The organism is Micromonospora sp. SL4-19 (assembly GCF_047921475.1).
In the GTDB taxonomy this organism is placed as follows: domain Bacteria; phylum Actinomycetota; class Actinomycetes; order Mycobacteriales; family Micromonosporaceae; genus Micromonospora.
The window spans coordinates 65,013-88,410 of sequence record NZ_JBLROB010000003.1; the positions used below are offsets into that span (position 1 = coordinate 65,013).

At 75.3% G+C, this 23,398-nt stretch carries 20 protein-coding genes; 12 read left to right on the top strand and 8 right to left on the bottom strand.

All coding sequences use genetic code 11. The features are described from left to right. Positions 1-22 precede the first annotated feature (22 nt). Complete coding sequence (locus tag ACNAVT_RS06250) at positions 23-1,471, bottom strand: cellulase family glycosylhydrolase (RefSeq protein ID WP_416293704.1); 1,449 nt, start codon at positions 1,469-1,471, stop codon at positions 23-25. A 206-nt stretch (positions 1,472-1,677) separates the two neighbouring features. Here ACNAVT_RS06250 and ACNAVT_RS06255 point away from each other — a divergent pair, with 206 nt between their 5' ends. From ACNAVT_RS06255 to ACNAVT_RS06265, 3 genes are all read left to right on the top strand, one after another. After that, positions 1,678-2,613 carry an aminoglycoside phosphotransferase family protein gene (locus tag ACNAVT_RS06255; RefSeq protein ID WP_416293705.1) on the top strand — a complete coding sequence of 312 codons (936 nt, stop codon included), beginning with the start codon at positions 1,678-1,680 and terminating at the stop codon, positions 2,611-2,613. Positions 2,614-2,721: 108 nt separating this feature from the next. After that, positions 2,722-3,138, top strand: coding sequence for an NUDIX hydrolase (locus ACNAVT_RS06260; protein ID WP_416293706.1), 417 nt, complete (start codon positions 2,722-2,724; stop codon positions 3,136-3,138). Between the two features lie 114 nt (positions 3,139-3,252). After that, a complete protein-coding gene (locus tag ACNAVT_RS06265) occupies positions 3,253-4,431 on the top strand; it encodes an FUSC family protein (RefSeq protein ID WP_416293708.1) in 1,179 nt (392 codons plus the stop codon). Here ACNAVT_RS06265 and ACNAVT_RS06270 read toward each other — a convergent pair. Further along, a complete protein-coding gene (locus ACNAVT_RS06270) occupies positions 4,425-5,132 on the bottom strand; it encodes an alpha/beta hydrolase (protein WP_416293709.1) in 708 nt (235 codons plus the stop codon). The genes ACNAVT_RS06265 and ACNAVT_RS06270 overlap by 7 nt on opposite strands. A gap of 70 nt (positions 5,133-5,202) precedes the next feature. Further along, positions 5,203-6,192 carry a LacI family DNA-binding transcriptional regulator gene (locus ACNAVT_RS06275; RefSeq protein ID WP_416293710.1) on the bottom strand — a complete coding sequence of 330 codons (990 nt, stop codon included), beginning with the start codon at positions 6,190-6,192 and terminating at the stop codon, positions 5,203-5,205. A 142-nt stretch (positions 6,193-6,334) separates the two neighbouring features. On the opposite strand from ACNAVT_RS06275, the gene ACNAVT_RS06280 reads away from it, so the two are divergent. Beyond that, entirely contained in the window at positions 6,335-7,549 is a 1,215-nt protein-coding gene (locus ACNAVT_RS06280; RefSeq protein WP_416293712.1) for an MFS transporter, read from the top strand. 91 nt (positions 7,550-7,640) lie between these two features. After that, positions 7,641-7,973 carry a hypothetical protein gene (locus ACNAVT_RS06285; protein ID WP_416293714.1) on the top strand — a complete coding sequence of 111 codons (333 nt, stop codon included), beginning with the start codon at positions 7,641-7,643 and terminating at the stop codon, positions 7,971-7,973. A 7-nt stretch (positions 7,974-7,980) separates the two neighbouring features. Here ACNAVT_RS06285 and ACNAVT_RS06290 read toward each other — a convergent pair whose 3' ends face one another. Then, positions 7,981-8,682 (bottom strand): MBL fold metallo-hydrolase, encoded by a 702-nt coding sequence (locus ACNAVT_RS06290; protein WP_416293715.1) that lies wholly within the window; start codon positions 8,680-8,682, stop codon positions 7,981-7,983. 270 nt (positions 8,683-8,952) lie between these two features. Between ACNAVT_RS06290 and ACNAVT_RS06295 the strand changes: the two genes are divergently transcribed. After that, positions 8,953-12,057 (top strand): BTAD domain-containing putative transcriptional regulator, encoded by a 3,105-nt coding sequence (locus tag ACNAVT_RS06295; RefSeq protein ID WP_416293716.1) that lies wholly within the window; start codon positions 8,953-8,955, stop codon positions 12,055-12,057. Positions 12,058-12,060: 3 nt separating this feature from the next. Here the strand turns inward: ACNAVT_RS06295 and crcB are convergent, their stop codons facing one another. Both crcB and ACNAVT_RS06305 read right to left on the bottom strand, forming a co-directional pair. Continuing rightward, positions 12,061-12,423 carry a fluoride efflux transporter CrcB gene (gene crcB, locus ACNAVT_RS06300; RefSeq protein ID WP_416293717.1) on the bottom strand — a complete coding sequence of 121 codons (363 nt, stop codon included), beginning with the start codon at positions 12,421-12,423 and terminating at the stop codon, positions 12,061-12,063. Further along, positions 12,420-12,899: a FluC/FEX family fluoride channel gene (locus ACNAVT_RS06305; protein ID WP_416293719.1), complete on the bottom strand. Its 480-nt coding sequence runs from the start codon at positions 12,897-12,899 to the stop codon at positions 12,420-12,422. Before ACNAVT_RS06305 ends, crcB begins: the two co-directional genes overlap by 4 nt. Positions 12,900-13,148: 249 nt before the next feature. Between ACNAVT_RS06305 and paaK the strand changes: the two genes are divergently transcribed. From paaK to ACNAVT_RS06320, 3 genes are read left to right on the top strand one after another with little or no spacing between them, the layout of a single operon-like run. Beyond that, complete coding sequence (gene paaK / locus ACNAVT_RS06310; RefSeq protein WP_416293721.1) at positions 13,149-14,456, top strand: phenylacetate--CoA ligase PaaK; 1,308 nt, start codon at positions 13,149-13,151, stop codon at positions 14,454-14,456. 37 nt (positions 14,457-14,493) lie between these two features. Then, positions 14,494-14,865 (top strand): hydroxyphenylacetyl-CoA thioesterase PaaI, encoded by a 372-nt coding sequence (gene paaI, locus ACNAVT_RS06315; RefSeq protein WP_416294181.1) that lies wholly within the window; start codon positions 14,494-14,496, stop codon positions 14,863-14,865. A 49-nt stretch (positions 14,866-14,914) separates the two neighbouring features. Beyond that, entirely contained in the window at positions 14,915-15,481 is a 567-nt protein-coding gene (locus ACNAVT_RS06320) for a dienelactone hydrolase family protein (RefSeq protein WP_416293723.1), read from the top strand. An 85-nt stretch (positions 15,482-15,566) separates the two neighbouring features. On the opposite strand, the gene ACNAVT_RS06325 is transcribed toward ACNAVT_RS06320, so the two are convergent. Continuing rightward, positions 15,567-17,708 carry an adenylate/guanylate cyclase domain-containing protein gene (locus ACNAVT_RS06325; protein WP_416293724.1) on the bottom strand — a complete coding sequence of 714 codons (2,142 nt, stop codon included), beginning with the start codon at positions 17,706-17,708 and terminating at the stop codon, positions 15,567-15,569. Positions 17,709-17,898: 190 nt separating this feature from the next. On the opposite strand from ACNAVT_RS06325, the gene ACNAVT_RS06330 reads away from it, so the two are divergent. Next, positions 17,899-20,820, top strand: coding sequence for a helix-turn-helix transcriptional regulator (locus ACNAVT_RS06330; RefSeq protein WP_416293726.1), 2,922 nt, complete (start codon positions 17,899-17,901; stop codon positions 20,818-20,820). Between the two features lie 106 nt (positions 20,821-20,926). Continuing rightward, a complete protein-coding gene (locus ACNAVT_RS06335) occupies positions 20,927-21,697 on the top strand; it encodes a DUF5995 family protein (protein WP_416293727.1) in 771 nt (256 codons plus the stop codon). Between the two features lie 98 nt (positions 21,698-21,795). On the opposite strand, the gene ACNAVT_RS06340 is transcribed toward ACNAVT_RS06335, so the two are convergent. Next, a complete protein-coding gene (locus ACNAVT_RS06340; protein ID WP_416293729.1) occupies positions 21,796-22,344 on the bottom strand; it encodes a CGNR zinc finger domain-containing protein in 549 nt (182 codons plus the stop codon). A gap of 121 nt (positions 22,345-22,465) precedes the next feature. On the opposite strand from ACNAVT_RS06340, the gene ACNAVT_RS06345 reads away from it, so the two are divergent. Further along, positions 22,466-23,332 carry an alpha/beta hydrolase family protein gene (locus ACNAVT_RS06345; protein ID WP_416293731.1) on the top strand — a complete coding sequence of 289 codons (867 nt, stop codon included), beginning with the start codon at positions 22,466-22,468 and terminating at the stop codon, positions 23,330-23,332. The last annotated feature ends 66 nt before the right edge of the window (positions 23,333-23,398 follow it).

Here is a 23,398-nt window from a genome sequence, read left to right on the forward strand (position 1 = left end):
AGGCCGCCGCCGGACCCGGCGGTCAGCTGGTGGGGAAGTTGTCCGGGGTACGGATGCGGCTGCGCAGGTAGTTCCCCGACGCGGTCAGGTTCGCGGTGCCGGCGTACTGGCCGCCGGCGCAGGTGCCCGGCCGGAAGGCGGCGCTGCCCTCGTTCGCGTCGGAGTACGTCCAGTTCGCGTAGCTGATCTTCAGTCGGTCGAGCAGGTCGAGCCAGGCGTTGCTGCTGGCCGTGTCGACCGCCCCGTCACCGGTGTAGGTCACCGTGCCGAACTCGGTGACGAACAGCGGGATCCGGCTCGCGGCCCGCTGCACCTCGTTCCGGTAGCTGTCCTTGTGCGACGCGGCGTAGAAGTGGAACGTGTACATGATGTTGCTGGCCCGGACCGGGTTGTTGGCGACCTCGTCGGAGTTGCCGCCCTCGGAGACGCCCAGGGACGACCAGCCGCGGGTGCCGACGAGGACGACGGCGTCCGGGTGGTTGGCCCGGATGACCGGGATGACCTGCTCGGCGTAGTTCTTGATGGTGGACCAGCTGACGCCGTTCGGCTCGTTGGTGATCTCGTAGATCACGTTCTTCTTGCCGGCGTTGCGGGCCGAGACCGCGGCGAAGAAGGTCTTGGCCCGGTCCAGGTTGTACATCGGGTCGCCGGGCGTGAGGGTGTGGAAGTCGATCAGCGCGTACATGCCGCGGGCCGTCGCCTTGTCCACCAGGTTGTTGACCTGGTTGGTGAACCCGGTCGGGTTGGTCTCGTAACCCTGCTCCTGCACGTACATGGAGATCCGCAGCAGGTCGGCCTGCCAGTCGTTGGCGAGCGCGTCGAGCGAGGCGTCGTTGTAGCAGTTGGCGAACCACTGCAACCCGTGGGTGCTCATGCCGCGCAGCTGGATCGGCTTGCCGTACTGGTTGCAGAGGTTGACCCCGCAGACGCGGAGCTGGCCATTGATGGCCGCGGGGGTGGTGCCGGTCGGCGGCGGCGTGGTCGTCGGCGGGGGCGTGGTCGGCGGGGGAGCGGTGGTCGGCGGCGCGCTGGTCGGCGGCGTGGTGCCGCCGGTGCAGGTCGTGCCGTTGAGGGTGAACGAGGTCGGGGACGGGTTGGCGGCGGTCCACGAGCCGTTGAAGCCGATCGTGGTGCTCGCCCCGGTGGCGAGGGAACCGTTGTAGTCCAGGTTCTTGGCGGTGACCGCTTTGCCACTCTGCTGGTAGGTCGCCGACCAGCCCTGGACCACCTTCTGCCCGGCGTCCGGGAAGGTGAACCCGAGGGTCCAGGCGTTCACCGGGTCGCCCAGGTTCTGGATGGTGATGTTGGCGGTGAAACCGCCCTGCCAGGAGTTGGTGGTGTAGGTGACGGCACAGCCGGTCGCGGCCATGGCGTTCGTCGACGGCAGCAGGGCTGCCGCGGCCAGGGCGAGCACGCCGACGGCGCCTGCCGCGAGGAGTGAGCGCCGGGGCGGGCGCGAAATCGAGGTCATGCGGGATCGTCCCCTCTGGTGGGTGGTGGTGGATGACGGCCGTGCCGTCGCGAACTCGCCCGGACAGTTCGACGCGACACCGCTTCGGGAGCGCTCCCACCGAGAGGGTAGAGGGGTCCGTGGCGCGGTGCAACCATCGACGGTCATGTGCCGGGGGCCGCCGAAATCGGTTGCCGCGGTGGGTGCCGCCGGCAAGGCTGGCCGGAATGACGCGACAGGACGAGGCTCCGGGCACGGTGCCGGTACGGCCCGCCGTCCCCCCGATCGACGTGGCGCTGGTCCGCCGGCTGATCGCCGCGCAGTTCCCGCGCTGGGCCGACCTGCCGGTCCGGCCGGTCGCGGTCGACGGCTGGGACAACCGCACCTTCCACCTGGGCGACGAGCTGACCGTGCGCCTGCCCAGCGCCGAGGGGTACGTGCCGCAGGTGGCGAAGGAGGACCGCTGGCTGCCGGTCCTCGCGCCACGGCTGCCGCTGGCGGTGCCGAGCCCGCTGGGCCGGGGAGAACCCGGCGAGGGCTACCCGTTCCCGTGGTCGGTCCGGCGCTGGATCGAGGGCGAGACCGCCACCCCGGAGCGGATCGGCGATCCGATCCGGTTCGCCACCACCCTCGCCGGCTTCCTCACGGCGCTACACCGCAGCGAGCCGGTGAACGGTCCGCTCGCCGGTGCGCACAGCGCCTTCCGGGGCGCTCCGCTGGCCACCTACGACGGAGAGACCCGACGGGCGATCGAGTCGCTCGGTGACCGGATCCCCACCGACACCGTCGCCGAGATCTGGGCCGTGGCGTTGCGGTCCACCTGGACGGGTCCGCCGGTCTGGTTCCACGGCGACGTCGCCTGGGGAAACCTGCTGGTGCGGGACGGCCGGCTCGTCGCGGTCATCGACTTCGGCTGCTGCGGGATGGGCGATCCGGCCTGTGATCTGGCCATCGCCTGGACGCTGCTGTCCGGTCCGAGCCGGGCGGCGTTCCGGGCCGCGCTCGGCGTGGACGACGCGACCTGGTCCCGGGGGCGGGGCTGGGTGCTCTGGAAGGCCCTGATCACGCTCGGCAACCCCGACCCGGTCCGCGCCGCGGAAGCCCGTCACATGCTCGACGCCGTCCTCACCGACTACGCGGAGTGGTCGGCCCGCCCGGAGTGATCGGGAAGGCCGAGCAGTCGGCGGGCGATCCGGGTGCCGCTGCTCGTCGCGCGCCGACCCGGACGGTGGGGGCAGCCAGCCCGGCCAGGGCAGTACTAGGTTGACCGGATGCATCCGATCGCCTGTGTCCTGCTGGTCGACCGTGCCGGTCGGCTGCTGCTCCAGCTCCGCGACGAGTACGCGACGTACCACCCGAACGTGTGGTGCCTGCCCGGCGGGCACTGGGAGCCGGGGGAGACGATCGAGGAGACGGCGTTGCGTGAGTTGTGGGAGGAGACCGGGCTGCGCCCGGACGGCCCGCTGCGGTTCTTCACCAAGCAGGAGATCCCGGAGGCCGGCCGGGTCAAGCACTACTTCTGCGGCACGACCACCGCCCGACAGGAGGACGTGGTGCTCGGCGAGGGCGCCGCGCTCGTCTTCACCGCCCCTGCTGAGGTGCTGGACAGCCGGCCGTACACCCCGGGCACCGCGGACGTGCTCGCCCGCTTCCTGTCCTCCCCCGAGTACGCCCGGCACCCCACCTGATCGCACCACGCCGCCACGACGAGCAGCGGTTTCCCGGAGGGTGACCCCGGCCGCTGCCGTGCGGCGGGCCGCGGCGCACCATGGTGGGGTCCGGGCGGGCGACGGGAGGCGACGATGGCGCGGTGGGACAGGTCCCGGCCACTCCGGCGCGGCGGCTCTGACGCCGCGCCGCGACCCGGAGCAGTCGCCCGGGAGGCCGTCGGGCGGCTGCGTCGGGGCTGGTTGCCGGTGGTGGAGGCGACCCTCGCGGCCACCGTCGCCTGGGTCCTCGCCACCCGGCTGGTCGGCCACCCGCAGCCGTTCTTCGCCCCGGCCGCCGCGCTGATCGTGCTCGGCCAGGCCCGTGGCCAGCGGATGCGCCGGGCGGTCGAGGTGGTGCTCGGGGTGGCCGCCGGCGTGCTCGTCGCCGACCTGGTCGTGCAGGCGCTCGGGCCGCGTACCACCTGGACGGTCTTCACGGTCATCCTCCTCACCGTGGCCCTCGCGGTGGCGGTCGGGGCCAGCTCGGTCACCGTCGTGCAGGCCGCCGTCTCCGCGCTCTATCTGGTGGTGGTCGCGCCGCCGACCGAGACGCTGGTCCCGTTCCGGTTCGTCGACGCGCTGATCGGCGGCGCGGTGGCGGTCGTGGCGAGCCAGCTCGTCGACGCCCGCCGGCCGCTGGCCCCGCTGGTCACCGAGTTCCGGCACACCTTCGAGGAGCTGGCCGGGGTGCTCGACGAGATCGCCGCGGCGCTGGACGAGGGCGACGACGAGGCGGCCCTGGCCGCGCTGGAACGCGCGCGGCAGGCCGACGCCGGGGTGGAGCGGCTGCGCGGCGCGGTGCAGGCCGCGGGCGAGGCGCTCCGGCTCAACCTGCGCCGCCGCGAGCACCTCGGGCGGCTGCGTTCGGTGGAGGGCTCGATCCGGCAGATCGACTACGCGGTCCGCAACATCCGGGTGCTGGCCCGCGCCGCGGTCACCCTCACCCGGGGCCCGGTGCCGGTGCCGCCCGACCTGGGCGCCGCCGTCCGTACCCTGGCCGAGGCGGTCCGCTCGGCCGGGGACGCGCTCGCCGCCGACCTCAACGGGCAGGACCGGATCGCCGACACGCACGCCGAGCGGGCGGACGTGGCCGCGCTGGAGGCGGTGCGGGCCGCCGGACGGCTCTTCACCCCGGGCCAGACCCTGCCGCTCGCGATGATCATCGGGCAGGTCCGGGCCACCGCGATCGACCTGCTGCGCGGCGTCGGCGTCGACGACGACGCGTCGGTGCTCAGCCGGGTCGACGCGGCGGTCGCCGGGCCGGCTTACTGATCCCGTCCGCCGGCCAGCCAGTCCACCGCGCGCTGTCGGATCGATGCCGGCACCTCGTGGCCGCCGGCGAACTCCGCGTACTCCACCGGGTAGCCGAGGGTGTGCAGGCGGGGGACCAGCCGCCGGCTGCACACGTCCACCGGCAGCACCCGGTCGTCGGTGCCGTGCGAGACGAAGACGCGCGGCCGGCCGTGGCTGACCAGGGGCGCGGCGAAACCGGGGGAGAAGGCCAGCACCGCGTCGACCAGGTCGCCGTTGGTCAGGCCCAGGGAGAGGGCGTACGACGCGCCGTCGGAGAAGCCGCCGAGCGCCACCCCGGCCACCGGGTACGCCCCGAACGCCGCACCAAGCAGCGAATCGATCCGGCGTACGTCCGGGCCGTACCCCTCGGCGATCAGGTCCCAGCTGCTCGCGTCGGCCTGCGGGGCGAGCAGCAGCAGCCGGTGCGCGTCGGCGAGGGGCAGCAACAGGTCCAGCCCCTGCCGGGCCGAGCCGCCGGCGCCGTGCAGCAGCACCACCAGCCGGTACGGCCCGGCGCCGTCGGTCGGGACGTACCGCAGCGCCGGCGTCCCGCCCTCCGGGTCGAGGATCGACGTCAGCCCGGGCGGGCCGGGCGTGGCCACGGCGACCGGGCGGGTGGCCAGCCGGCCGTGCCGGTGCCCCTCCTCGGGCTGCCGGTGTGGCGGCGCCGGCTCGGTCACCTCTGATCGCCCCTCTGTCGTGGGTGGGTCGGCCGGCGCATACCCGGCTCCCGGCCGCCCAACCGCCCGGTCAGGCGCTTTCCCGGGTGACCAGGGTCGAGGGGAACGCGGTGACCGGCGGCACCCGACGCCCCTGCAGCACGGCCGTGGCCGCCGCCGTGGCGATCGGGCCGACCGGGTGGGTGGCGGTGGTCAGGGTCGGGCTGCTGACCGCGGCGTACGGGATGTCGTCGAAGCCGGCGACCGCCACGTCGTGCGGCACCTGGAATCCGCGCCCGCGCAGCGCGGCGATCGCGCCCAGCGCGCTGGCGTCGCTCGCCGCGTAGATCGCGTCGGTGTCCGGCCAGCGGGTGAGGACCTCCAGCGCCGCCCGGCCGCCCCGCTCGGCCGTGAAGTCGCCGGTCACCAGGCGCACCGGCAGCCCGGCGGCCCGCATCAGCGCCTGGTACGCGGTCACCGACCGCTCGGCGCAGGCGAGCCAGCGCAACCCGGTGACCATGGCGATCCGACGGCGGCCCCCGGCGTAGAGGTGGCGCAGCACCGCGTCGGCGCCGGCGGCGTTGTCCACGTCGAAGGAGGGGACGACGGGCGAGCCGGTGCCGATCGAGGCGACCCGCCCGCGCAGCCCGGCAGGTACCGCGGCGAGCACCGCCGCGGTGGTGTTGACCAGCAGCACTCCGCAGACGCTCCGGTCCTCGCCCAGCCGGCGCAGGCCGGTCGGGGCGGCCAGCGAGAGCCACTCCAGGGCCACGCCGACCCCCAGCGGCCCGCACACCCGGGCCGCCGCGGACACCACCCGATCCACGTACGGGTCGTCGAGGACCGTGGCGTCCGCGCCGGAGACGGCGACCACCAGCCGTACTCCGGCGCCGCGGACCAGCGCGCGGGCGGCGGTGTTCGGCACGTAACCGAGGTGGTCGGCGGCGGCGGTGACCCGGTCCCGGGCGGCCGGCGAGGCGAACCCGTAGCCGCCCAGCACCCGGGAGGCGGTGGCCCGCGACACGCCGGCCGCCCGGGCCACGTCGTCGAGGGTGGCCGGGCGTGTCGTCGGCGTACCCATGTCGTCCTCCCCGCATGCCGGCCCCTTCCGGCATCATGCCCGGTCCGGGCCGCGCGCGGTATGGCGTGGGAAGCGGTTGTGGTGGTAGCGCTCTCAGGTGTGCGATGGTCGTCGGGCCGCCACGGGAGAGGAAGACACAACAGTGAGCAGCACCATCGATGCGGCCGTCGACCGGCACGCGGTGCCGCGGGCGGTCCTGGCCGCCCGGACCGGAGTGGCGGTCGTGTTCGCCCTCAACGGGCTCGCGGTCGGCACCTGGTTCTCCCGGGTGCCCGCGGCCCGCGAGGCGCTCGGGCTCAGCGCCGGGCGGCTCGGCCTGCTGCTGCTGGCCATGTCGGCCGGCGCGTTGCTGGCGATGCCCACCGCCGGGCTGGTCACCCAGCGGCTCGGGCCGGCCCGCACGGTGGTAGCGGCGGTCCTGTTCGTCTCGTTCGGCATCACCGTCGCCGGTCTCGCCGCCAGCCTGGCCGGCTCGCTGGTCGGCGTCGCGGCGGGGCTGTTCGCCTTCGGCTACGGCTCGGGCACCTGCGACGTGGCGATGAACGTCGAGGGCGCGGCGGTGGAGAAGCGCCTCGGCCGGACCATCCTGCCCCGGTTCCACGCGGCGTGGAGCCTCGGCTCGGTGGCCGGGGCCGGGATCGGCGCCGGGGCGGCCCGGCTGGGCGTACCGGTCGGGGTGCACCTGCCCGTGCTCGCGGCCGTGGTCCTGGTCGGCACGCTGCTCGGCGCCCGCGCGTTCCTGCCGGCCCCCGCGGAGGCGGAGGGTACGGCGGACCCGGCGGCCCGGCGGCGGGCGCTGCTGGCCACCTGGCGGGAGCCGCGCACCCTGCTCATCGGCCTGCTGGTGCTGGTGATGGCGTTCACCGAGGGCAGCGCCAACGACTGGCTGGCGGTGGCGTTCGTCGACGGTTACGGCGTCAGCGAGGCGGTCGGCGCCGCCGTGTTCGGCGTCTTCGTGGTCGGCATGACCCTCGGCCGGACCGCCGGCACCGTCGCCATCGACCGCTGGGGGCGGGTGCCAGTGCTGTTCGGCACCATCGGGCTGGCCGCCGCCGGCGCCGCCCTGGCCGTGCTGGCCGGCTCCGGGCCCCTCGCCGTGGTCGGCGTGGCGTGCTGGGGGATCGGAGCCTCGCTCGGCTTCCCGGTCGGGATGAGCGCCGCGGCCGACGACGAGGACCGCGCGGCGGCCCGGGTCAGCGTGGTCGCCGTGATCGGCTACACCGCCTTCCTCGGCGGCCCGCCGCTGCTCGGCTTCCTCGGCGACCACCTGGGCACGCTGCACGCCCTGGGCCTCGTGCCGCTCCTGCTGCTGCCCGCCCTCGCCCTGGTCCCGGCGCTGCGCCCGCCGGCTCGCTGACTCCGCCTGTCCAGCGTCCTCGCACGGCGCTCCCAGCCACCTGTCAGGTAACGGTGCTGCACTGGGGCGGACCCGACGAGAGGAGGCTGGCATGCGCTGGTTCAGCCGACGGTCCGCCGACCCGACCACCCCGACCAAGCTCGACCGCGAGGCGACCCGGGACGACCTGGCCGCGCTGGAAGCCTTCGTGACCAGCCGGCGCGGAGTGGAGTTCTATCTGGAGCCGGAGACGACGGCCACGGACACCACCGTGGTCGCCATCGCCCACGACGGTGAGTGGATCCGTCGCCGGACCGGCTCGCCCCGGGCAGCCGCCAAGATCGCCCACCGGCATGCGGTCCCGCTGTACGAGGCGGCGCGCACCGGCTACCCCGAGCGGATGCGGGCCTGGAACCGGGCTCACCCGGAGCGCCGCGCCCGCTGACGGCCGGTCAGCCGGCCAGTGCGGCGCGTGCCTCGGCCAGCCGGGTCGGCTCCTCGTGGGCGGACACGTACCACTCGACGTCGTCGCTGAGCAGGCCGCGTGCCATCGCCAGGTCGGGTTCGTCCGACGGTGTCCGCAGGTGGATCGGGGGCGGGTACCAGCAGTCGCCGAGCAGCAGCACCCCGGAGTCCGGCACCAGCACCACCGACGAGTCCGGGGCGTGCCGACCCCCCACGTGCCGGACGACCACGCCGGTCGGCAGGATCAGCTCGTCGGTGAAGGTACGCGCCGGCGGGAGGACCGCGAAGCCGTCCCAGGAGTCCACGGCGAGGGCCCGGGCCCGGAAGCTGGGTCCGAGTCGGGGATCGTCGCGTACCTGCTCGCGCAGGTAGCGGTGGCTCCACGGCCGGGCCGCCTCGGCGCGCAGCGGTGCGGCGCCGGCCTCGTGCCCGACGATCTCGACGCCCGGCCAGGCGCAGGCACCCCAGACATGGTCCCAGTGGTGGTGGGTGTAGACCAGCCAGCGGGGCTCCGGCAGGCCGGCGGCGCGCAATCCGGCCTGGATCTCGCGCGCGTGGGCGGGGCTCTGCCCCGCGTCGACGAGCACACTTCCGCGGTCGTCGGCGACGACCGCCACGGTCGGCCGGATCGCGTACGGGTCGGGATCGCCGGGGAACAACCAGACCCGGCCGGCGAGCTGTCGAGGCACGAGGGTGTCGATGGCGGCAGCCCCTCCCCTCCGTGTGATCCGGTCCGCAGGCGAGCGATGCTATCGCTCCGGCTCGCATCCGGCTGACCGGCGGGCCGGCCGGCCCGGCTCCCCAGTCCGGGCCGGCCGCCCCCGAAGCGGGCGGGCGGCGCGCGGCGGCCCACCCGCGGTGCCCGCCGATGATCCACACCCACCCGTGCAGCCGCCTTGCAACCGGCTTGCAGCCGGTCCGCAGCGAACCGGCATACTCCCGCACCGGGGAGGTTCGTCGTGGAGTTCCGGATCCTGGGCGCGGTGGAGGTGTGGTCCGACGGGGCCCGCGTCGACGTGGGCGGGCAACAGCCGCGACTCGTCCTCGCGGCGCTGCTGCTGGAGCCGGACCGGGTGATCCCGGTGGACCGGCTGATCGACCTGGTCTGGCCGCAGTCTCCGCCGCGCAGCGCCCGGGCCACGGTGCAGGCGCTGGTCTCCCGGTTGCGTGCCGCGTTCCGCCGGCTCGACGCGCCGGTCGAGATCGTGAGCCGTGGTGCCGGCTACCTTCTGCGGGTCGATCCCGACCTGGTGGACGCGCACCGGTTCACCGCGCTGGCCGCGCGGGCCCGGGCCGCCGGGGACCAGGCCGCGGTCGACCTCCTCGACCGGGCGCTGGGGCTGTGGCGGGGAGAGCCGCTCGCCGACGTGGCCGACGAGGACGTGCGCCACCGGCTCGGCACCGGGCTGCGGGAGGCCCGGTGGACGGCGGTGGAGGACCGGGCGGAGGCGCTGCTGCGGCTGGGGCACGCCCGGCAGGTGGTCGGCGAGTTGACCGATCAGGTGGCCCGTCATCCGGGCCGCCAGCGGCTGGTCGGGCAGCTCATGCTCGCCCTGCACCGGGAGGGCCGCGCCGACCAGGCCCTGGCCACCTACCGACGGGTCCGCGACCTGCTCGCCGACGAGTTCGGGCTCGACCCCGCACCCGACCTGCGTCGGCTCGAGCAGCTCATCCTCCGGGCCGACCCGGCGCTGGACCCGCCCGACAGCACCGGCCAGCGGAGCCCGGTCCGCCCCGCCGAACTGCCCTACGACATCCCCGGCTTCACCGGTCGGGCCGCCGACCTGGCCCGGCTCGACGCGGCCCTGCACGAACAGTCCACGGGCACCCGGATCTGGGTGGTCAGCGGCACCGCCGGGGTGGGCAAGACCGCCCTGGCCGTGTGGTGGGCGCACCGGGTGCGCGACGCGTTCCCCGACGGCCAGCTCTTCCTCGACCTGCGCGGCTTCGACGCCGAACGCGAGCCGGTCCCGCCGGGCGTCGCGCTCGCCCACCTGCTGGGTGGGCTCGGGGTCGACCCCCGGGCCGTTCCCGACGGGCTGGACGCCCGGGCGGCGCTGTTCCGCTCCCTGCTGGCCGGGCGCGACATCCTGCTGGTGCTGGACAATGCCCGCGACGCCGGGCAGGTGCTGCCGCTGATCCCGTCCGCGGGCACCGTGCTGGTCACCAGCCGGCACCGGCTCGGCGAACTGGTGGTCCGGGCCGGCGCCCGGACGCTGCCGCTGGACGTGCTCACCCCGGCGGACTCGGCCGGCCTGCTGGCCACCCTGCTCGGGCACGGTTCCGTCCGGGCGGAGGCGGAGGCGGTGGCGCGGCTTGCCCGGCTCTGCGGGCACCTCCCGCTGGCGCTGCGGATCGCGGCCGCAAATCTCCAGGCCGCCGGTGAGCCGGAGATCGCCGGGCTGGCCCGGGAACTCGCCGAGGGGGACCCGCTGGCCGGGCTGACCATCGACGGGGCCGACGAGTCGGCGGTGACCAAGGCGTTCGCGCTGTCGTACCGGGCGCTGTCGGCGGAGCAGCGGCGGATGTTCCGCCGGCTCGGGCTGGTGCCCGGAGCGAGCTTCGCGAAGGATGCGGCGGGCGCGCTCGTCGGCACGTCGCCGGCCACGGCCGAACGGCTGCTCCGGGCGCTGGCCGCCGCCCATCTGGTGGAGCGGCACGCCGGCGGGCGGTACCGGTTCCACGACCTGCTGCGCCGGTACGCGGTGGACCGGATCACCACCGAGGAGGACGCCGCGCAGCGGGACGCGGCCCGACAGCGCCTTCTCGACCACTACCTGGACACCGCGGACGCGGCGGGCCGCCGGCTCATTCCGCACTTCGTCCGGCTGCCGCGTCCGGCACCGGTGGACCCGTTCGGCTCCACCGAGGCGGCCCAGGCCTGGCTGGACGCCGAGTGGACGAACCTCACCGCGGCGGTGGAGCAGGCTGCCCGGCAGGGCCCCCGCCGCTACGCCTGGCAGCTCACCGACGCGCTGCGGGCCTACTTCCACCAGCGGGGACGGCGCGCGGAGTGGCTGGCGGCGGCGACGGTCGCGCTGGCGGCCGCCCGGGCCGAGGACGACCCCCGGGCGCAGGCCGCCATGCATCAGAGCATCGCCCTGGTCCAGGTCACCAGCGGACAGTACGAGGACGCCCGCCGGCACCTGCTCGACGGGCTGCGCATCGACGCCGGGGACGGCTGGCCGGAGGGGCGCACCGGGATGCTGAACAACCTCAGCGCGGTGCACCAGCGCCTGGGCGATCCGCAGGCGGCGATCGCCTGCGCCCGCCGCTCGCTGGAGCTCAACCGGCAGCTTGGCAACGAGGGCGGGGAGGCGATGTCCCTGGCCAACCTCGGTTTCGCGTACTGGCAGCTGGGGGCGCTGGCCGAGGCGTACGAACACGTCCAGGCGGCGCTGGAGCGGGGCGAGCACGCCGGGGCGCGGTACAACGTGGCCGTCCTCCTGGTCGACCTGGCGAACGTATGCCGGGATCTCGGCGACCACCACGCGGCCGAGGAGCTGTACACCCGGGCGGTCGCCGCCAACCGCGACCTCGGCTACCGGTACGGCGAAGCGACCGCCCTCGCCGGCCGGGCGGTGCTCTGGTGTGCGACGGGCCGGGCGGAGGCGGCCCACCCGGACGCGGAGCGGGCGGTGGCGCTCACCCGGGAGATCGGTGACACCGGTACCGAGGCGTGGGCGCTGGACGCGCTCGGCCGGGTCCTGCTGGCACGTGATCGACCGGCCGAGGCCGCGCAGGAGCACCGCCGGGCTCTGGAGCTGGCGCGGCGGACGCGGTTCTGCTGGGGCGAGGCGACCGCGCTGGCCGGCCTCGCCGCGGCCCGGCTGGCCGCCGGGGAACCGGCCGCGGCCCGGGAGCACGGCCGTGCCGCGTCAGCCCTGGCGGCCCAGGCCGGCTACCGGCCGATCGAGATCCGGGCCGCCCGCGTCCTCGCCCGCGCCGCCCAGGTGTCCGGGGATGCGGCGGAGGCGGCTCGGATGGACGACCGGGCCGCGCACCTGGCCCGGGAGACGGGGTACGTGGCGCCGTCGGGTGAGGCGCGGTGGTGCCGCCGGTAGCGGTCAGCCGGTGACCGCGCGGGCGAGCACATACCCCAGGGACGCCGCGGCCAGCCCGGCGACCAGGCTGACCAGCACGTTCGCCAGCGCATGCCGGCGGGCGCCCTCGCGAGCCAGCCGCAGCGTCTCGTAGCTGAGCGTGGACCAGGTGGTCAGTGCGCCGCAGAAGCCGGTGCCGACCAGCGCGGTCGCCGCCGGGGTGGCCGGGATCGCGATCACCGCGCCGAGCAGCAGCGATCCGGCAACGTTGACGGCCAGGGTGCCCCAGGGGAAGACGGAGTCGTGCCGGGCCTGCACCGCCCGGTCGGTGAGGTAGCGCAGTGGCGCCCCCAGCGCGGCCCCGACCGCGATCAGCAGGACCGTCACCGGGTCGCCCCACCGGCCCGGGCCAGCAGCCGGGCGGCCACTGTGTCCCCGGTCCACACCGCCAGCAGCGCCCCGACCAGGGTCGCCGCCAGGTACGCCAACGCCGTCCCCGGCGCCCCGGCCAGCACCGCCCGGTGCACCTCCACGGCGTACGTGGAGAAGGTCGTGAAGCCGCCGAGCACGCCGACGCCGAGGAACGGGCGGACCAGCGGGCCGGCCGGGCGGGCGGTGATCACCGCCATCAGCACGCCGATCAGCAGGCTGCCGGCGACGTTGATGCCGAAGGTGGCCCACGGGAAACCGGTGGGCGGGTGGGGGAAGGACGCCTGGAGGCCGGCCCGGGCCAGCGCGCCGAGCACGCCGCCGGCGGCGATTGCCGCGAGCACCGCTGCCGGGTGCCTGGTCAGCTCCCCTCGGTCGGCGGGGACGTGCAGGTCGACGTCGGGGTCGACGGGGAGGTCGGGTGGTGGTGTCACGGTGCCTCCCTACCAGGACGGGCATCACTGGCAGGGACCGTTGGCGACGGTGTCGCGGTTCTCCCGGTGCGGGCCGGGACGGCGGGCCCCACCGCCGGTCTGCGCCGAGGATAACCCGTCGGCGGCCGGGCCGATGGTGGCGACCCGGCGACGCGATGCCCTGACCTGGCAGGACCAGCGGTACGGGCGTACGGTGTGCGGCATCGCCCGGCCCGACGCGGCGTCGGGGACGTCGCCCAGGAGGTAACCGTGCAGGAGCGCGCCCCTCGTCCTGAGGAGCTGGAACCCGTCGAGCGGGCGTCCGTGGACGAGCTGCGGGCGCTGCAACTGGACCGGCTGCGCTGGTCGCTGCGGCACGCGTACGACAACGTGCCGCACTACCGCCGCGCCTTCGAGGCGGCGGGCGTCCACCCGGACGACCTGCGCGAGCTGGCCGACCTGGCCCGCTTCCCGTTCACCGGCAAGGCCGAGCTGCGGGAGAACTACCCGTTCGGGATGTTCGCCGTGCCCCGGGAGCGGGTCGCCCGGCTGCACGCCTCCTCCGGCACCACCGGCCGCCCCACGGTGGTCGGCTACACCAGGGACGACCTGGCCACCTGGGCGAAGCTGATGGCCCGCTCCATCCGGGCCGCCGGCGGCCGCCCCGGCGACCGGGTCCATGTCGCGTACGGCTACGGCCTCTTCACCGGCGGCCTCGGCGCCCACTACGGCGCCGAGGAACTGGGCTGCACGGTCATCCCGGTCTCCGGCGGCATGACCGAGCGGCAGGTGATGCTGATCCGCGACTTCGAGCCGGACGTCATCATGGTCACCCCCAGCTACATGCTGGCCATCGTCGACGAGCTGGAACGCCAGGGCGTCGACCCGACGTCGACCTCGCTGAAGGTCGGCATCTTCGGCGCCGAGCCGTGGACCGAGGACATGCGCCGCGAGGTGGAGCGGCGCCTCGACATGCACGCGGTGGACATCTACGGGCTGTCCGAGGTGATGGGTCCCGGGGTGGCCGTCGAGTGCGTGGAGACCAAGGACGGCCTGCACCTGTGGGAGGACCACTTCTACCCGGAGATCATCGATCCGGTCACCGGCGAGGTGCTGCCCGACGGCGAACGGGGTGAGCTGGTGCTCACCTCGCTCACCAAGGAGGCCATGCCGGTGGTCCGCTACCGCACCCGTGACCTGACCCGGTTGCTGCCGGGCACCGCCCGGACGATGCGGCGGATCGAGAAGATCACCGGCCGGACCGACGACATGATGATCGTCCGCGGGGTGAACGTCTTTCCCACCCAGATCGAGGAGCTGATCCTGCGTACGCCCGAGTTGTCGCCGCACTTCCAGTGCGTGTTGGACCGGCAGGGCCGGATGGACACCCTCACCGTCAAGGTGGAGCGGCGGGCCGGGGTGGCCGCCGACGAGGCGGAGCGGGCCGGGGCGGCCCTGGTCGCGCAGGTCAAGAACACCATCGGCGTCAGCGTGGCGGTGCAGGTCATCGAGCCGGACGGAGTGGAAAGGTCGATGGGAAAGATGCGGCGGATCGTGGACCAGCGGCGGGGGCACTGACGTGGCGGACCGCGGCGGCCGCACCGCGGCCCACGAGATGTTCGACGCCGACGTGGCATCCAAGGGGCTCGGCATCGAGCTGGTCTCGGCCGGCGCCGGCGCGGCGGTGGCCCGGATGCGGGTCACCGCGGCCATGCTCAACGGCCACGCCATCGGCCATGGCGGTTTCGTCTTCCTGCTCGCCGACACCGCGTTCGCGCTGGCCTGCAACAGTCACGGCCCGGCCACCGTGGCCGCCGGCGGCGAGATCAGCTTCCTGCGTCCGGTCCGTGAGGGCGACCTGCTGGAGGCCCGGGCCACCGAGCGGGTCCGCTACGGCCGCAGCGGCATCTACGACGTCACCGTCTGGCGGGACGACGAGGTGGTCGCCGAGTTCCGCGGCCGTAGCCGCACCATCGCCCGAGGCTGAGCCGGCGCGCCCGAGCTCTCCGGTCGGCGGGGTGCAGCAGGATGGCCCAATGGCACACATCCTGCTCCTGCACTCCGTCTACGGGCTGCGGCCCGCCGTGCTGGCCGCCGCCGACCGGTTGCGGGCTGCCGGGCATCAGGTGACCACCCCCGACCTCTACGGGCAACCGGCTGTGGACACCGTCGAGGAGGGCTTCGCGCTGCTCGACAAGGTCGGCCGGGACGTCGTGCTCGACCGGGCCCGAGCGGCGGCGCGCGAGCTGCCCGGCGAGGCGGTGCTGGCCGGCTTCTCGATGGGCGCCGGGGTGGCCGGGGCGCTGCTCGCCGAGCGGCCCGGGGCCGCGGCACTGCTGCTGCTGCACGGCACCGGTGGCGCCCCGGATTCGGTCCGGCCCGGGCTGCCGGTGCAGCTGCACCTCGCCGACCCCGACGAGTACGAGCCGCAGGCCGAGGTGGACGAGTGGCTGCGGGCGATGACCGCCGCCGGTGCCGACGTGTCCGTGCACCGCTATCCGGGCCCCGGGCACCTCTTCACCGACCCCGGCGTACCCGACCACGACGCGTCGGCGGCGGCGCTGACCTGGGACCGGGCGCTGGCGTTCCTCGCCGATCGCTGAGCGCCGTCGCCGGCTGCCCAGGCCCACCATGGGACGACGTCCGGGTGGGAGCAGCCCCGTGCCCGCTCCCACCCGGACGCCGGGCTCAGGCCGCGGCGACGGCCGGCGCGCCGGCGGTTCGCCGTGGTCGCATCCGAGCCGGGGCGGCGGCCGTTCGATCGGCGGCATCGGACGTACGGCCGGCGCCGGGCACCGGCTCGTGTACCGCGCCCGAGGGACAGCCCGGCGGGCGACCGGCGGACGGTCCGGCGCGGCCCTTCGGGGCGGCCGGCTCCGCGCCGGACGCGAGGCCGAGCGGCGGCCGTAGTCGCCCGCCTGCTCCGGCCGGGGCGCGTGGGTCGGCGATGGCCGGGCGCGGCACGGTACCGCCGGTGAGCGTGCTGACCGTCGACACCGTGGCGGCGGTGGGTGCGACCACCGGCACACCGCGGAGGATCGTGTGGCGGGCGGCCCCCGGGACCACCCCCGGGCGCATCTCGGCCCGGACCGGCCCGGGCACCGTGGTCTGTGCCCGCCGGGCGAATGCCGCCCGGAGCGCGCGGGGCAGCCGGTGCTGTGCCACCCAGGCCACGATCGGGTCGGCGACGGCGTACCCACCGACGGCCCGGCGCAGCAGACCGGCCCCGACCAGGGTCCGCAGCACCGGCTCGGCGCGGCCCGCCGACCAACCGAGCAGCCGGTCGACCACGCCGGCGCTGACGTCCGCACCGCGGGCCGCACCCACCATCAGCACCGCCCGCTGGTCCCCGTCCAGCCTGTCCAGGCGGGCGTCGACCATGCGGCGTACCGCGTCCGGCACCCCGGCGGGGACACCGTCCTCGCCGAGCGCCCGGACGTACGCCCGTGCGGCGGCCGGGTTGCCGCCGACCAGTGGCAGCAGTTCGGCGGCAAGCGCGGCGGGCCGGCCGGCCCGGTCCAGCAGGTGCCGCAGCAGCCGCCCGGTGTCGACCGCGCCCAGCGCGGCCAGCGGCACCCGGCGCCGCCGGCCGGCGGCCCCGGGCAGCAGGTCGGCCCAGCCAGGACCGTGCGTGGCCACCACGGCGAGGGGCAGCCGCCGCTCGCTCGCCGCGGCGAAGAGCCGGTGCAGGAACCGGCTCAGCGCCGGGGTGGCACGGTCCAGGTCGTCCACCGCCACCACCACCGGCTGGCCGGCGGCCAGGGCGAGGAGGACCTCCCGCCAGACCTCGGCGCCACGGCTCGCCGCCCCCGTGTCCTGCGGCGTCGCGACGAAGTCGGCCAGCGCGTGCGCCGCCGTGTCGCGCCGGGCCGGCGGCAGCAGCCCGTCCAGCGCCGCGGCCAGCCGCCGGCGTACGGTTCCGGTGGGGTCCGCGTCGCGGGCCCCGGCGAAGGCACGGACCATGTCGGCCAGCGGCGCCAGCTCCTCCTGGGGGTACGGCGGGCAGTGCGTCACGCACCAGTGGACCGGCCTGCCGTCCACTGTCGACATGGTTCGGGTCAGCTCGTGCAGCAGCCGGGTGCGCCCGCTGCCGGCCGGCCCGATCAGGGAGATCCAGCGCGGTTGCCGGTCCCGGAACGCCCGGGTGATCTCGTCGCCGGCGGTGGCCAGCTCCCGCCGTCGGCCGATCAGCGGGCCGTGGTGGCAGGCCGGTGCCGGCCGGGCCGGCCCGGTCACCCGCCAGACGTCCAGTGGCAACGCCTTGCCGGCGACTGTCATCGCGCCCAGCGGGCGCTGCTCGACAAGGCCGGCGGTGGCCCGGTGAGTGGCCGCGCAGACGACCACCCCGCCCGGCGGGGCGTACTCCTGCAGGCGGGCGGCGGTGGTGATCACCGCGCCGCTGGCCGTGCCGTGTGCGCCGTCGCGGGTGGCGGCGAGGTCTACCAGGACCTCGCCGGTCGCCACGCCGACCCGGACCCGCAGCCGGGTGCCGGCCGGGGCCCGCCGGTCCAGCGCGTCCTGGATCTCCAGCCCGGCCCGTACCGCCCGGTAAGCGTCGAACCCGTCGGAGCCGTGCGCCCCGAACAGCGCCATCACCGCGTCGCCGATGTACTTCTCCACCACGCCGTTCCACCGGCGCAGCACCCCGGTGACCGCGCCGAAGTACGCCCGCTGCAGGTCCCGGACGTCCTCCGGGTCGAGCTGCTCGACCAGACCGGTCGAGCCGACGAGGTCGGCGAAGAGCACGGTGACCGTGCGCCTCTCCTCGGGCACCGGCCAGCGCGCGGCGGTGGCGGCTTCCCGACTCCCCACGATCGTGGCCATTGGCATCGCACCCACCCTTTCGCCCCGTCGGGCGCCTGACGACCTCCGGAGACTTTCACCACCGGGTCGTCGGGGGATCGGTAGGACGACGTATGTCGACCACCCGCAACCTTTAGTCGCAATGTCGACGCGAGATGTACCACTGGCACCCTGAGCCCGTAGAACGGTGCGGGGGCCTGTGATTAGGCTGCGAGCCATGGGCAGCGATGTGGACACCGCACCGCTCGTCGGCCGCGCCGACACCCTGGCGGCGACCCGGTCGGCACTGCTCGACGACGTCGCGCCCGGGCACACCGCGGCGGTCTTCCTCACCGGTGAGAGCGGGGTGGGCAAGACCCGACTGCTGGCAGAGGTCAGCGAGGGGCTACGGGACGCGGGCGCGCTGGTCCTCACCGGCTCCTGCCTGGACATCGGCGACGCCTCGCCGCTGCACCCGTTGCGGCAGGCGTTGCGCCGCTTCGACGCCGAGCTCACCGAGGCACGCACCTCCTCGGCGGTGCGCGGCCTGCTCCAGGTCTTCGACGAGGAGACCCCGGGCCCGGACGGCGCGGGCGCGCTGCTGGAGCGAGTCTCCCGCGGGCTGCACGTGGTTGCCGGCGGTCGCCCGCTGGTCCTCGTCCTGGACGACCTCCAGTGGGTCGACCGGAGCACCCGCCAGCTGCTGCTCTATCTGCTCGCCGGTCTCGGCGACCTGCACCTGTCGGTGCTCGCCGCGATCCGGGCCGAGGCGTTGCAGGGCGCGCACCCGCTGCGGCGGGTCCTCACCGAGCTGCGCCGGTTGCGGTCGGTCCGGGTGGTCGACCTGGCGCCGCTGGACCGTGCCGGCACCGACGAGTTGGCCGCCGCGATCGTCGGCGCGCCGCTGCCCCCGGACGCCGCCGACCAGATGTGGCAGCGCAGCGGCGGCAACCCGTTCGTCGTCGAGGAGCTGTCCCGCGACCTGCGCGACGGCCGCGACGGGCTCTCCGACACGGTGCGCGAGGTGTTCCTGGCCCGGGTCGACGCGCTGCCGCAACACGCGCACGCGGTGGTGCACGCGGTCGCCGCGGGCGTCGAACCGGTGGAGCACTGGATGCTGGCCCAGGTGGTCGGGCTGCCGGAAATGGAGCTGATCGAGGCGGTCCGGGCCGCGGTGGCGCACCGGCTGCTGGTCGGCGCCGACGACGGGTACCGGCTGCGGCACCGGCTGGTCGCCGAGGTGCTGGCTCACGAGCTGCTGCCCGCCGAGCGTGCCTCGCTGCACCGGCGCTACGCCGAGGCGCTGACCTCGGCCACCGCCGAGCTGCACCAGGCCCGCCTGGCCCATCACTGGCGGCTGGCCGGCGAGCCCGGTCGGGCACTGCCGGCCGCGATGGCCGCGGCCCGCGAGGCCGAGCGGCTGCACGGGTACGCCGAAGCGCACCGGCACTGGTCGGCGGCGTTGCAGCTGGCGACCGCCCCGGCGGTGGTCCCGCCCGACGCCGCCCGGCCCGACCGCGTCGAGCTGCTCAAGCATGCCGCCGAGACGGCGCACCACTGCGGCGAGCACGCCCGGGCGCTGACCCTGCTGGAGGAGTTGGCCGAGGATCCGGCCGGCCCGCCGACCTGTGCCCTGCACATCCGGCGGGCCCGCTACCTGGCCGCGGCCGGCCGGTCGGCGCCCGCCGAGGCCGAATACCGGCGGGCCCTGGAGTCCGCCGACTGCACGCCCCACGAGCGGGCCACGGCCGCCGCGCGCCTGGCCGAGCTGCTGCTGCACCTCGGCCGGTACGCCGAGGCCGGTGACCAGGCGCGGGAGGCGTTGCAGTTCGCCGCCGAGGTGGCGGGGTCCACATCGGAGGTGGTGCTGGCCAGCGCCGCGCTCGGCTTCAGCGAGGCGTACCTGGAGGACCCGGAGGCCGGGCTGGCCGTCATGCGACAGGCCCTGGAGACCGCCGAGCGGTCCGGCCGGCCGGAGGACGTGGCGTGCGCGTACCTGCACCTGGCCGAGCTGCTGACCGGGCCGCTGAACATCCTCGAGGAGGGCGTGGTGGTGGCCCGCCGGGGCGCCGAGCGGGTCGCCGAGCTGGGGCTCGGCCGCACCTGGGAGACCCGGCTGCTGGCCATCGCCACCAACGGGCTGTTCCGGGTGGGGCAGTGGGCCGAGGCGGAGAAGGTGGTCGCGGCCGCGTTGCGGCACCGCCCGTCCGGCGCCGACGCGGTGGAGCTGCTGCTCGCCCGCTGCCGGCTCTCCGTCGGGTACGGCGACATCGCGGCCTCCGACCGGGATCTGGAGGCGGTGGCCACGGTGCTCGCCGGCGGTGGCGCCCGGCACGTGCTGCCGATGCTCATCCTGCGCGCGGGCCTGGCCATGTGGCAGGGCCGGCACGACCTGGCCCGGCAGTCCGTCCAGCGTGGCCTGACCGAGAGCCGTTCCGACGACGTGATCGTGCTGGCCACCCTCGCCTGGCACGGCCTGCGGGCGGAGGCCGAGGCGCACGCCAGCCGGACCGTCGAGGTGGACCCCACCGCCGTACGCCGGCTCCGCGAGGTGGCTGACCGGGTGGCCGCCAAGAGCGAGAAGGCCGGCGCCCCGGTGCGCTACGTCGTGGACGGGTTCCTGGCGCTCTGCGACGCCGAGGTGAGCCGGCTCGACGGCAAGGGCGACCCGGAGCTGTGGGCCCGGTCGGTGATCGAGTGGGACCGGCGCAACCACCCCTACCCGGCGGCGTACTCGCGGCTGCGGCAGGCGGAGGCGCTGCTGGCCCGGCGCAGCAGGGTGGCCACCGCCGGCAAGCTGCTGCGGCAGGCGTACCAGATGGCGCAGGGGTTGGGTGCGATGCCACTGAGCTCGGAGATCCGGACGCTGGCCGGGCGGGCGCGGGTGACCCTGGAGGAGCGGCCGACCGCCCCTCCCGTGCCCCGGCCCCGTGCGGCACCGGCCGCCCCGCCGGCTGTGGACGACCTGGCGGTGCTCACCGCCCGGGAGAGCGAGGTGCTCGCCGCCGTCGCCGAGGGACTGACCAACCGGGAGATCGGCCAGCGGCTGTTCATCAGCGAACGGACCATCGGGGTGCACGTGTCGCACATCTTCGACAAGCTCCAGGTCCGCACCCGGGTGCAGGCCAGCGCGATCTTCCTGCGCAACCGCCCCGAGTGACGAGCGGCGAATACGTCGTTCTACCGATCCGGGCGGCCTGAGCCGGCTGGCAGGCTGTCCAGCGTCACCGGTGACGCCAGCACGCGTCGGCCACAGTGGAGGAGAGATGACCGAACCGGTCTGGGGTCCTGTGCACCAGGACATCGTCGGGCTGCTCGCCGACCGCCCTGCCGACGTGCCGGCGGTCGTCGATCACCTCACCAAGCTCCAGGATCTGCTGGTGCGGCTGCCCCCGCTGGAGGAGAGCTGCCCCCTGGCGGACTTCAACAAGCTCTATCTGACCATCACCACGAGCGTCCTGGACGGCCTGTACGACGACCGGTTCACCGATCCGGTCTTCCTGGCCCGGTTGGACGTGGAGTTCGCCGCCCGCTACTTCGACGCGATGCGGTTCTGGACCGAGTCCAGCCCGAACACCCCGAAGGCGTGGGCGTGCCTGTTCGAGCGGATGCGCGGCCCGGATGCCCGACCGCTGCCGTCCGCCGCGGCCGGGGTGAACGCGCACATCAACTACGACCTGCCGTTCGCGCTGGTGACCACGTTCGACAGCCTGGAGTCCGAGCCGGTTGACGGTAGCGAGCAGCACCGCGACTACCTGGAGATCAACAGAATCTTCGCCGAGCGGATCCCGGGGCTGCGCCGCGGCTACCTGGACAACTGGCAGCTGATGATCGACATGCTGAACGGCGACATCGACGACTGGTACCAGGGCGAACTGGTGGAGTACACCCGGAACGTTGCCTGGCGCAACGCACAGAAGATCTGGCGCTGCCGGCACGATCCGGAGGCCCGCGAGTGTGAGCGGACGCGGCTGGACGACAACGCCGCGCTGCTCGGTCGGTTGCTGCTCTCGCCGCTCGGCGCGTTCCTCCAGTAGCCGACCCGCACCTCGGCTGTGGGAGCTGGCGTGTGCGGCGCATAGCATGACCGGAATGCGCCCGGACCGGCGGTGGATCACCGGCCTGGCCTGATCTTTCAGGTGCGCCGGGACCGGCTGCGGTACGCCGCCGCGGCGGCCCGGTTGTTGCACAGCTCACAGCAGTATCGCTGCCGGCCCGCCCGGGTGCGGTCGAGGTAGGGCGCCCGGCAGGGGTCGGCGGCGCAGACTCCGAACCGGTCCGTCCCGCCGGTCGCCGCGGCCCGGGCCAGAGCCCCGCTGACCAGGGCGGCGAACGGTCCGACCGGGCCGGGCCGGGGCAGCGGGGTCAGCCGGAGCGTCCCGTCCGGGGCCGACTCGACCGCCGTGCCCGCGCTGAACTCGGCCAGCACCTCGTTGAGGGTGGCCACCCGGGCGGCCGAGTCGGGCGCGGCGAAGACCTGGTAGAGCTGGTCCCGCAGGTCCCGCAGCCGGGGCAGGTCGGCTTCGCCGAGCGGGTCGGTGACCTCGGCGAGGCCGAGTTCCCGGCCGGCGGCCCGGAGTCGGGCCACGGAGAGCTGGTCGACCGGGTCCTGGAGCACCCAGTAGCTGTGCAGCAGCGCGACGGCCAGCCGCAGCGCCGGTTCGAGGGGCGGCACCGCGCTCATCCGCGCCCGCTTCGCCGTCCGGTTGCCGACACGCCGTCCCTCCGCCCCTTGACCGACCGCCGTTCGCCATCTTAACGTCATCAGCCGTAAAACTTGTTTAAAAACTTACGGAGGTGACCCCGTGCGTCGTCTATCCGCACTTCTGTCCACGGCACTGCTCCTGGTCACCGGCGCGCTCGCCGGTGCGGCCGGGGCGTCCGCCAAGGCGCCCGCCGAGGCGGCACCGCCCGTCACCGGGCATGGTGACCCGGTGCTGGTCCGGGACATCGAGATCCCGGTGCCGGGGCAGCCGGCCGTCCGGGCGTACCTGGTGCGACCGCAGCGACCGGGCAGCGGGCTGGCCGGGGTGTTGAACCTGCACTGGTTCGAACCGGGCCGGGCCAGCCAGGACCGGACCGAGTTCCTCGCCGAAGCGACCGCCCTGGCCGGGCGCGGGGTGGTGTCCCTGCTGCCCCAGCTCACCTTCCCGTGGGCGGGCGACCCGGTGGGGGACGCCCGGGACCGGGCCACGGTCACCGCCCAGCTCGACGCCGTGCAGCGCGCCTACCGGCGGCTGCTCGCCGAGCCCGGAGTGGTTCCGACCCGGACCGCTGTCGTCGGCCACGACTACGGCGCGATGTACGCCGCCGGCCTCGCCGCCCGGGAACCGGGGCTGCGGACGGCGGTCCTGCTCGCGCCCGACGCCACCTGGGCGAACTGGTTCGACCTGTACTGGCTCCAGCTGCCCGAGGGGGAGAAGGCGGCGTACCGGAAGGTCTTCGCCGGGCTGGACCCGGTGGACCTGGTGGGGCGGCTCGGCTCCGGGGCGTACCTCCAGTTCGCCGAGGCGGACCGGTTCGTCGGAGCGCAGACCCGGGCGGCCTTCAGCGCGGCAGCGCCGGAGGCCCGGGTGTCGCTCTACCCGGGTGAGGAGCATGACCTCGGTGCGACCCGCGTCCGCGACGACCGGCTCGCCTGGCTGGCCGGCCGGCTGGGCCTGCGCGGCTGACCGACGGGAGAGGGGACCGGCCGGCCCGGGGGGTGCCGGCCGGTCCCGGCCGTCCAACCGCCCGCA

Bases quoted from the DNA above. Each gene is read 5' to 3' on its own strand.
- ACNAVT_RS06340 (WP_416293729.1), bottom strand. From the start codon at position 22,344: ATGAGCGCGGTGCCGCCCCTCGAACCGGCGCTGCGGCTGGCCGTCGCG.
- ACNAVT_RS06330 (WP_416293726.1), top strand. From the start codon at position 17,899: ATGGGCAGCGATGTGGACACCGCACCGCTCGTCGGCCGCGCCGACACC.
- ACNAVT_RS06260 (WP_416293706.1), top strand. From the start codon at position 2,722: ATGCATCCGATCGCCTGTGTCCTGCTGGTCGACCGTGCCGGTCGGCTG.
- paaI (WP_416294181.1), top strand. From the start codon at position 14,494: ATGTTCGACGCCGACGTGGCATCCAAGGGGCTCGGCATCGAGCTGGTC.
- ACNAVT_RS06335 (WP_416293727.1), top strand. From the start codon at position 20,927: ATGACCGAACCGGTCTGGGGTCCTGTGCACCAGGACATCGTCGGGCTG.
- ACNAVT_RS06255 (WP_416293705.1), top strand. From the start codon at position 1,678: ATGACGCGACAGGACGAGGCTCCGGGCACGGTGCCGGTACGGCCCGCC.
- ACNAVT_RS06275 (WP_416293710.1), bottom strand. From the start codon at position 6,192: ATGGGTACGCCGACGACACGCCCGGCCACCCTCGACGACGTGGCCCGG.
- ACNAVT_RS06250 (WP_416293704.1), bottom strand. From the start codon at position 1,471: ATGACCTCGATTTCGCGCCCGCCCCGGCGCTCACTCCTCGCGGCAGGC.
- ACNAVT_RS06325 (WP_416293724.1), bottom strand. From the start codon at position 17,708: ATGCCAATGGCCACGATCGTGGGGAGTCGGGAAGCCGCCACCGCCGCG.
- ACNAVT_RS06320 (WP_416293723.1), top strand. From the start codon at position 14,915: ATGGCACACATCCTGCTCCTGCACTCCGTCTACGGGCTGCGGCCCGCC.
- ACNAVT_RS06265 (WP_416293708.1), top strand. From the start codon at position 3,253: ATGGCGCGGTGGGACAGGTCCCGGCCACTCCGGCGCGGCGGCTCTGAC.
- ACNAVT_RS06285 (WP_416293714.1), top strand. From the start codon at position 7,641: ATGCGCTGGTTCAGCCGACGGTCCGCCGACCCGACCACCCCGACCAAG.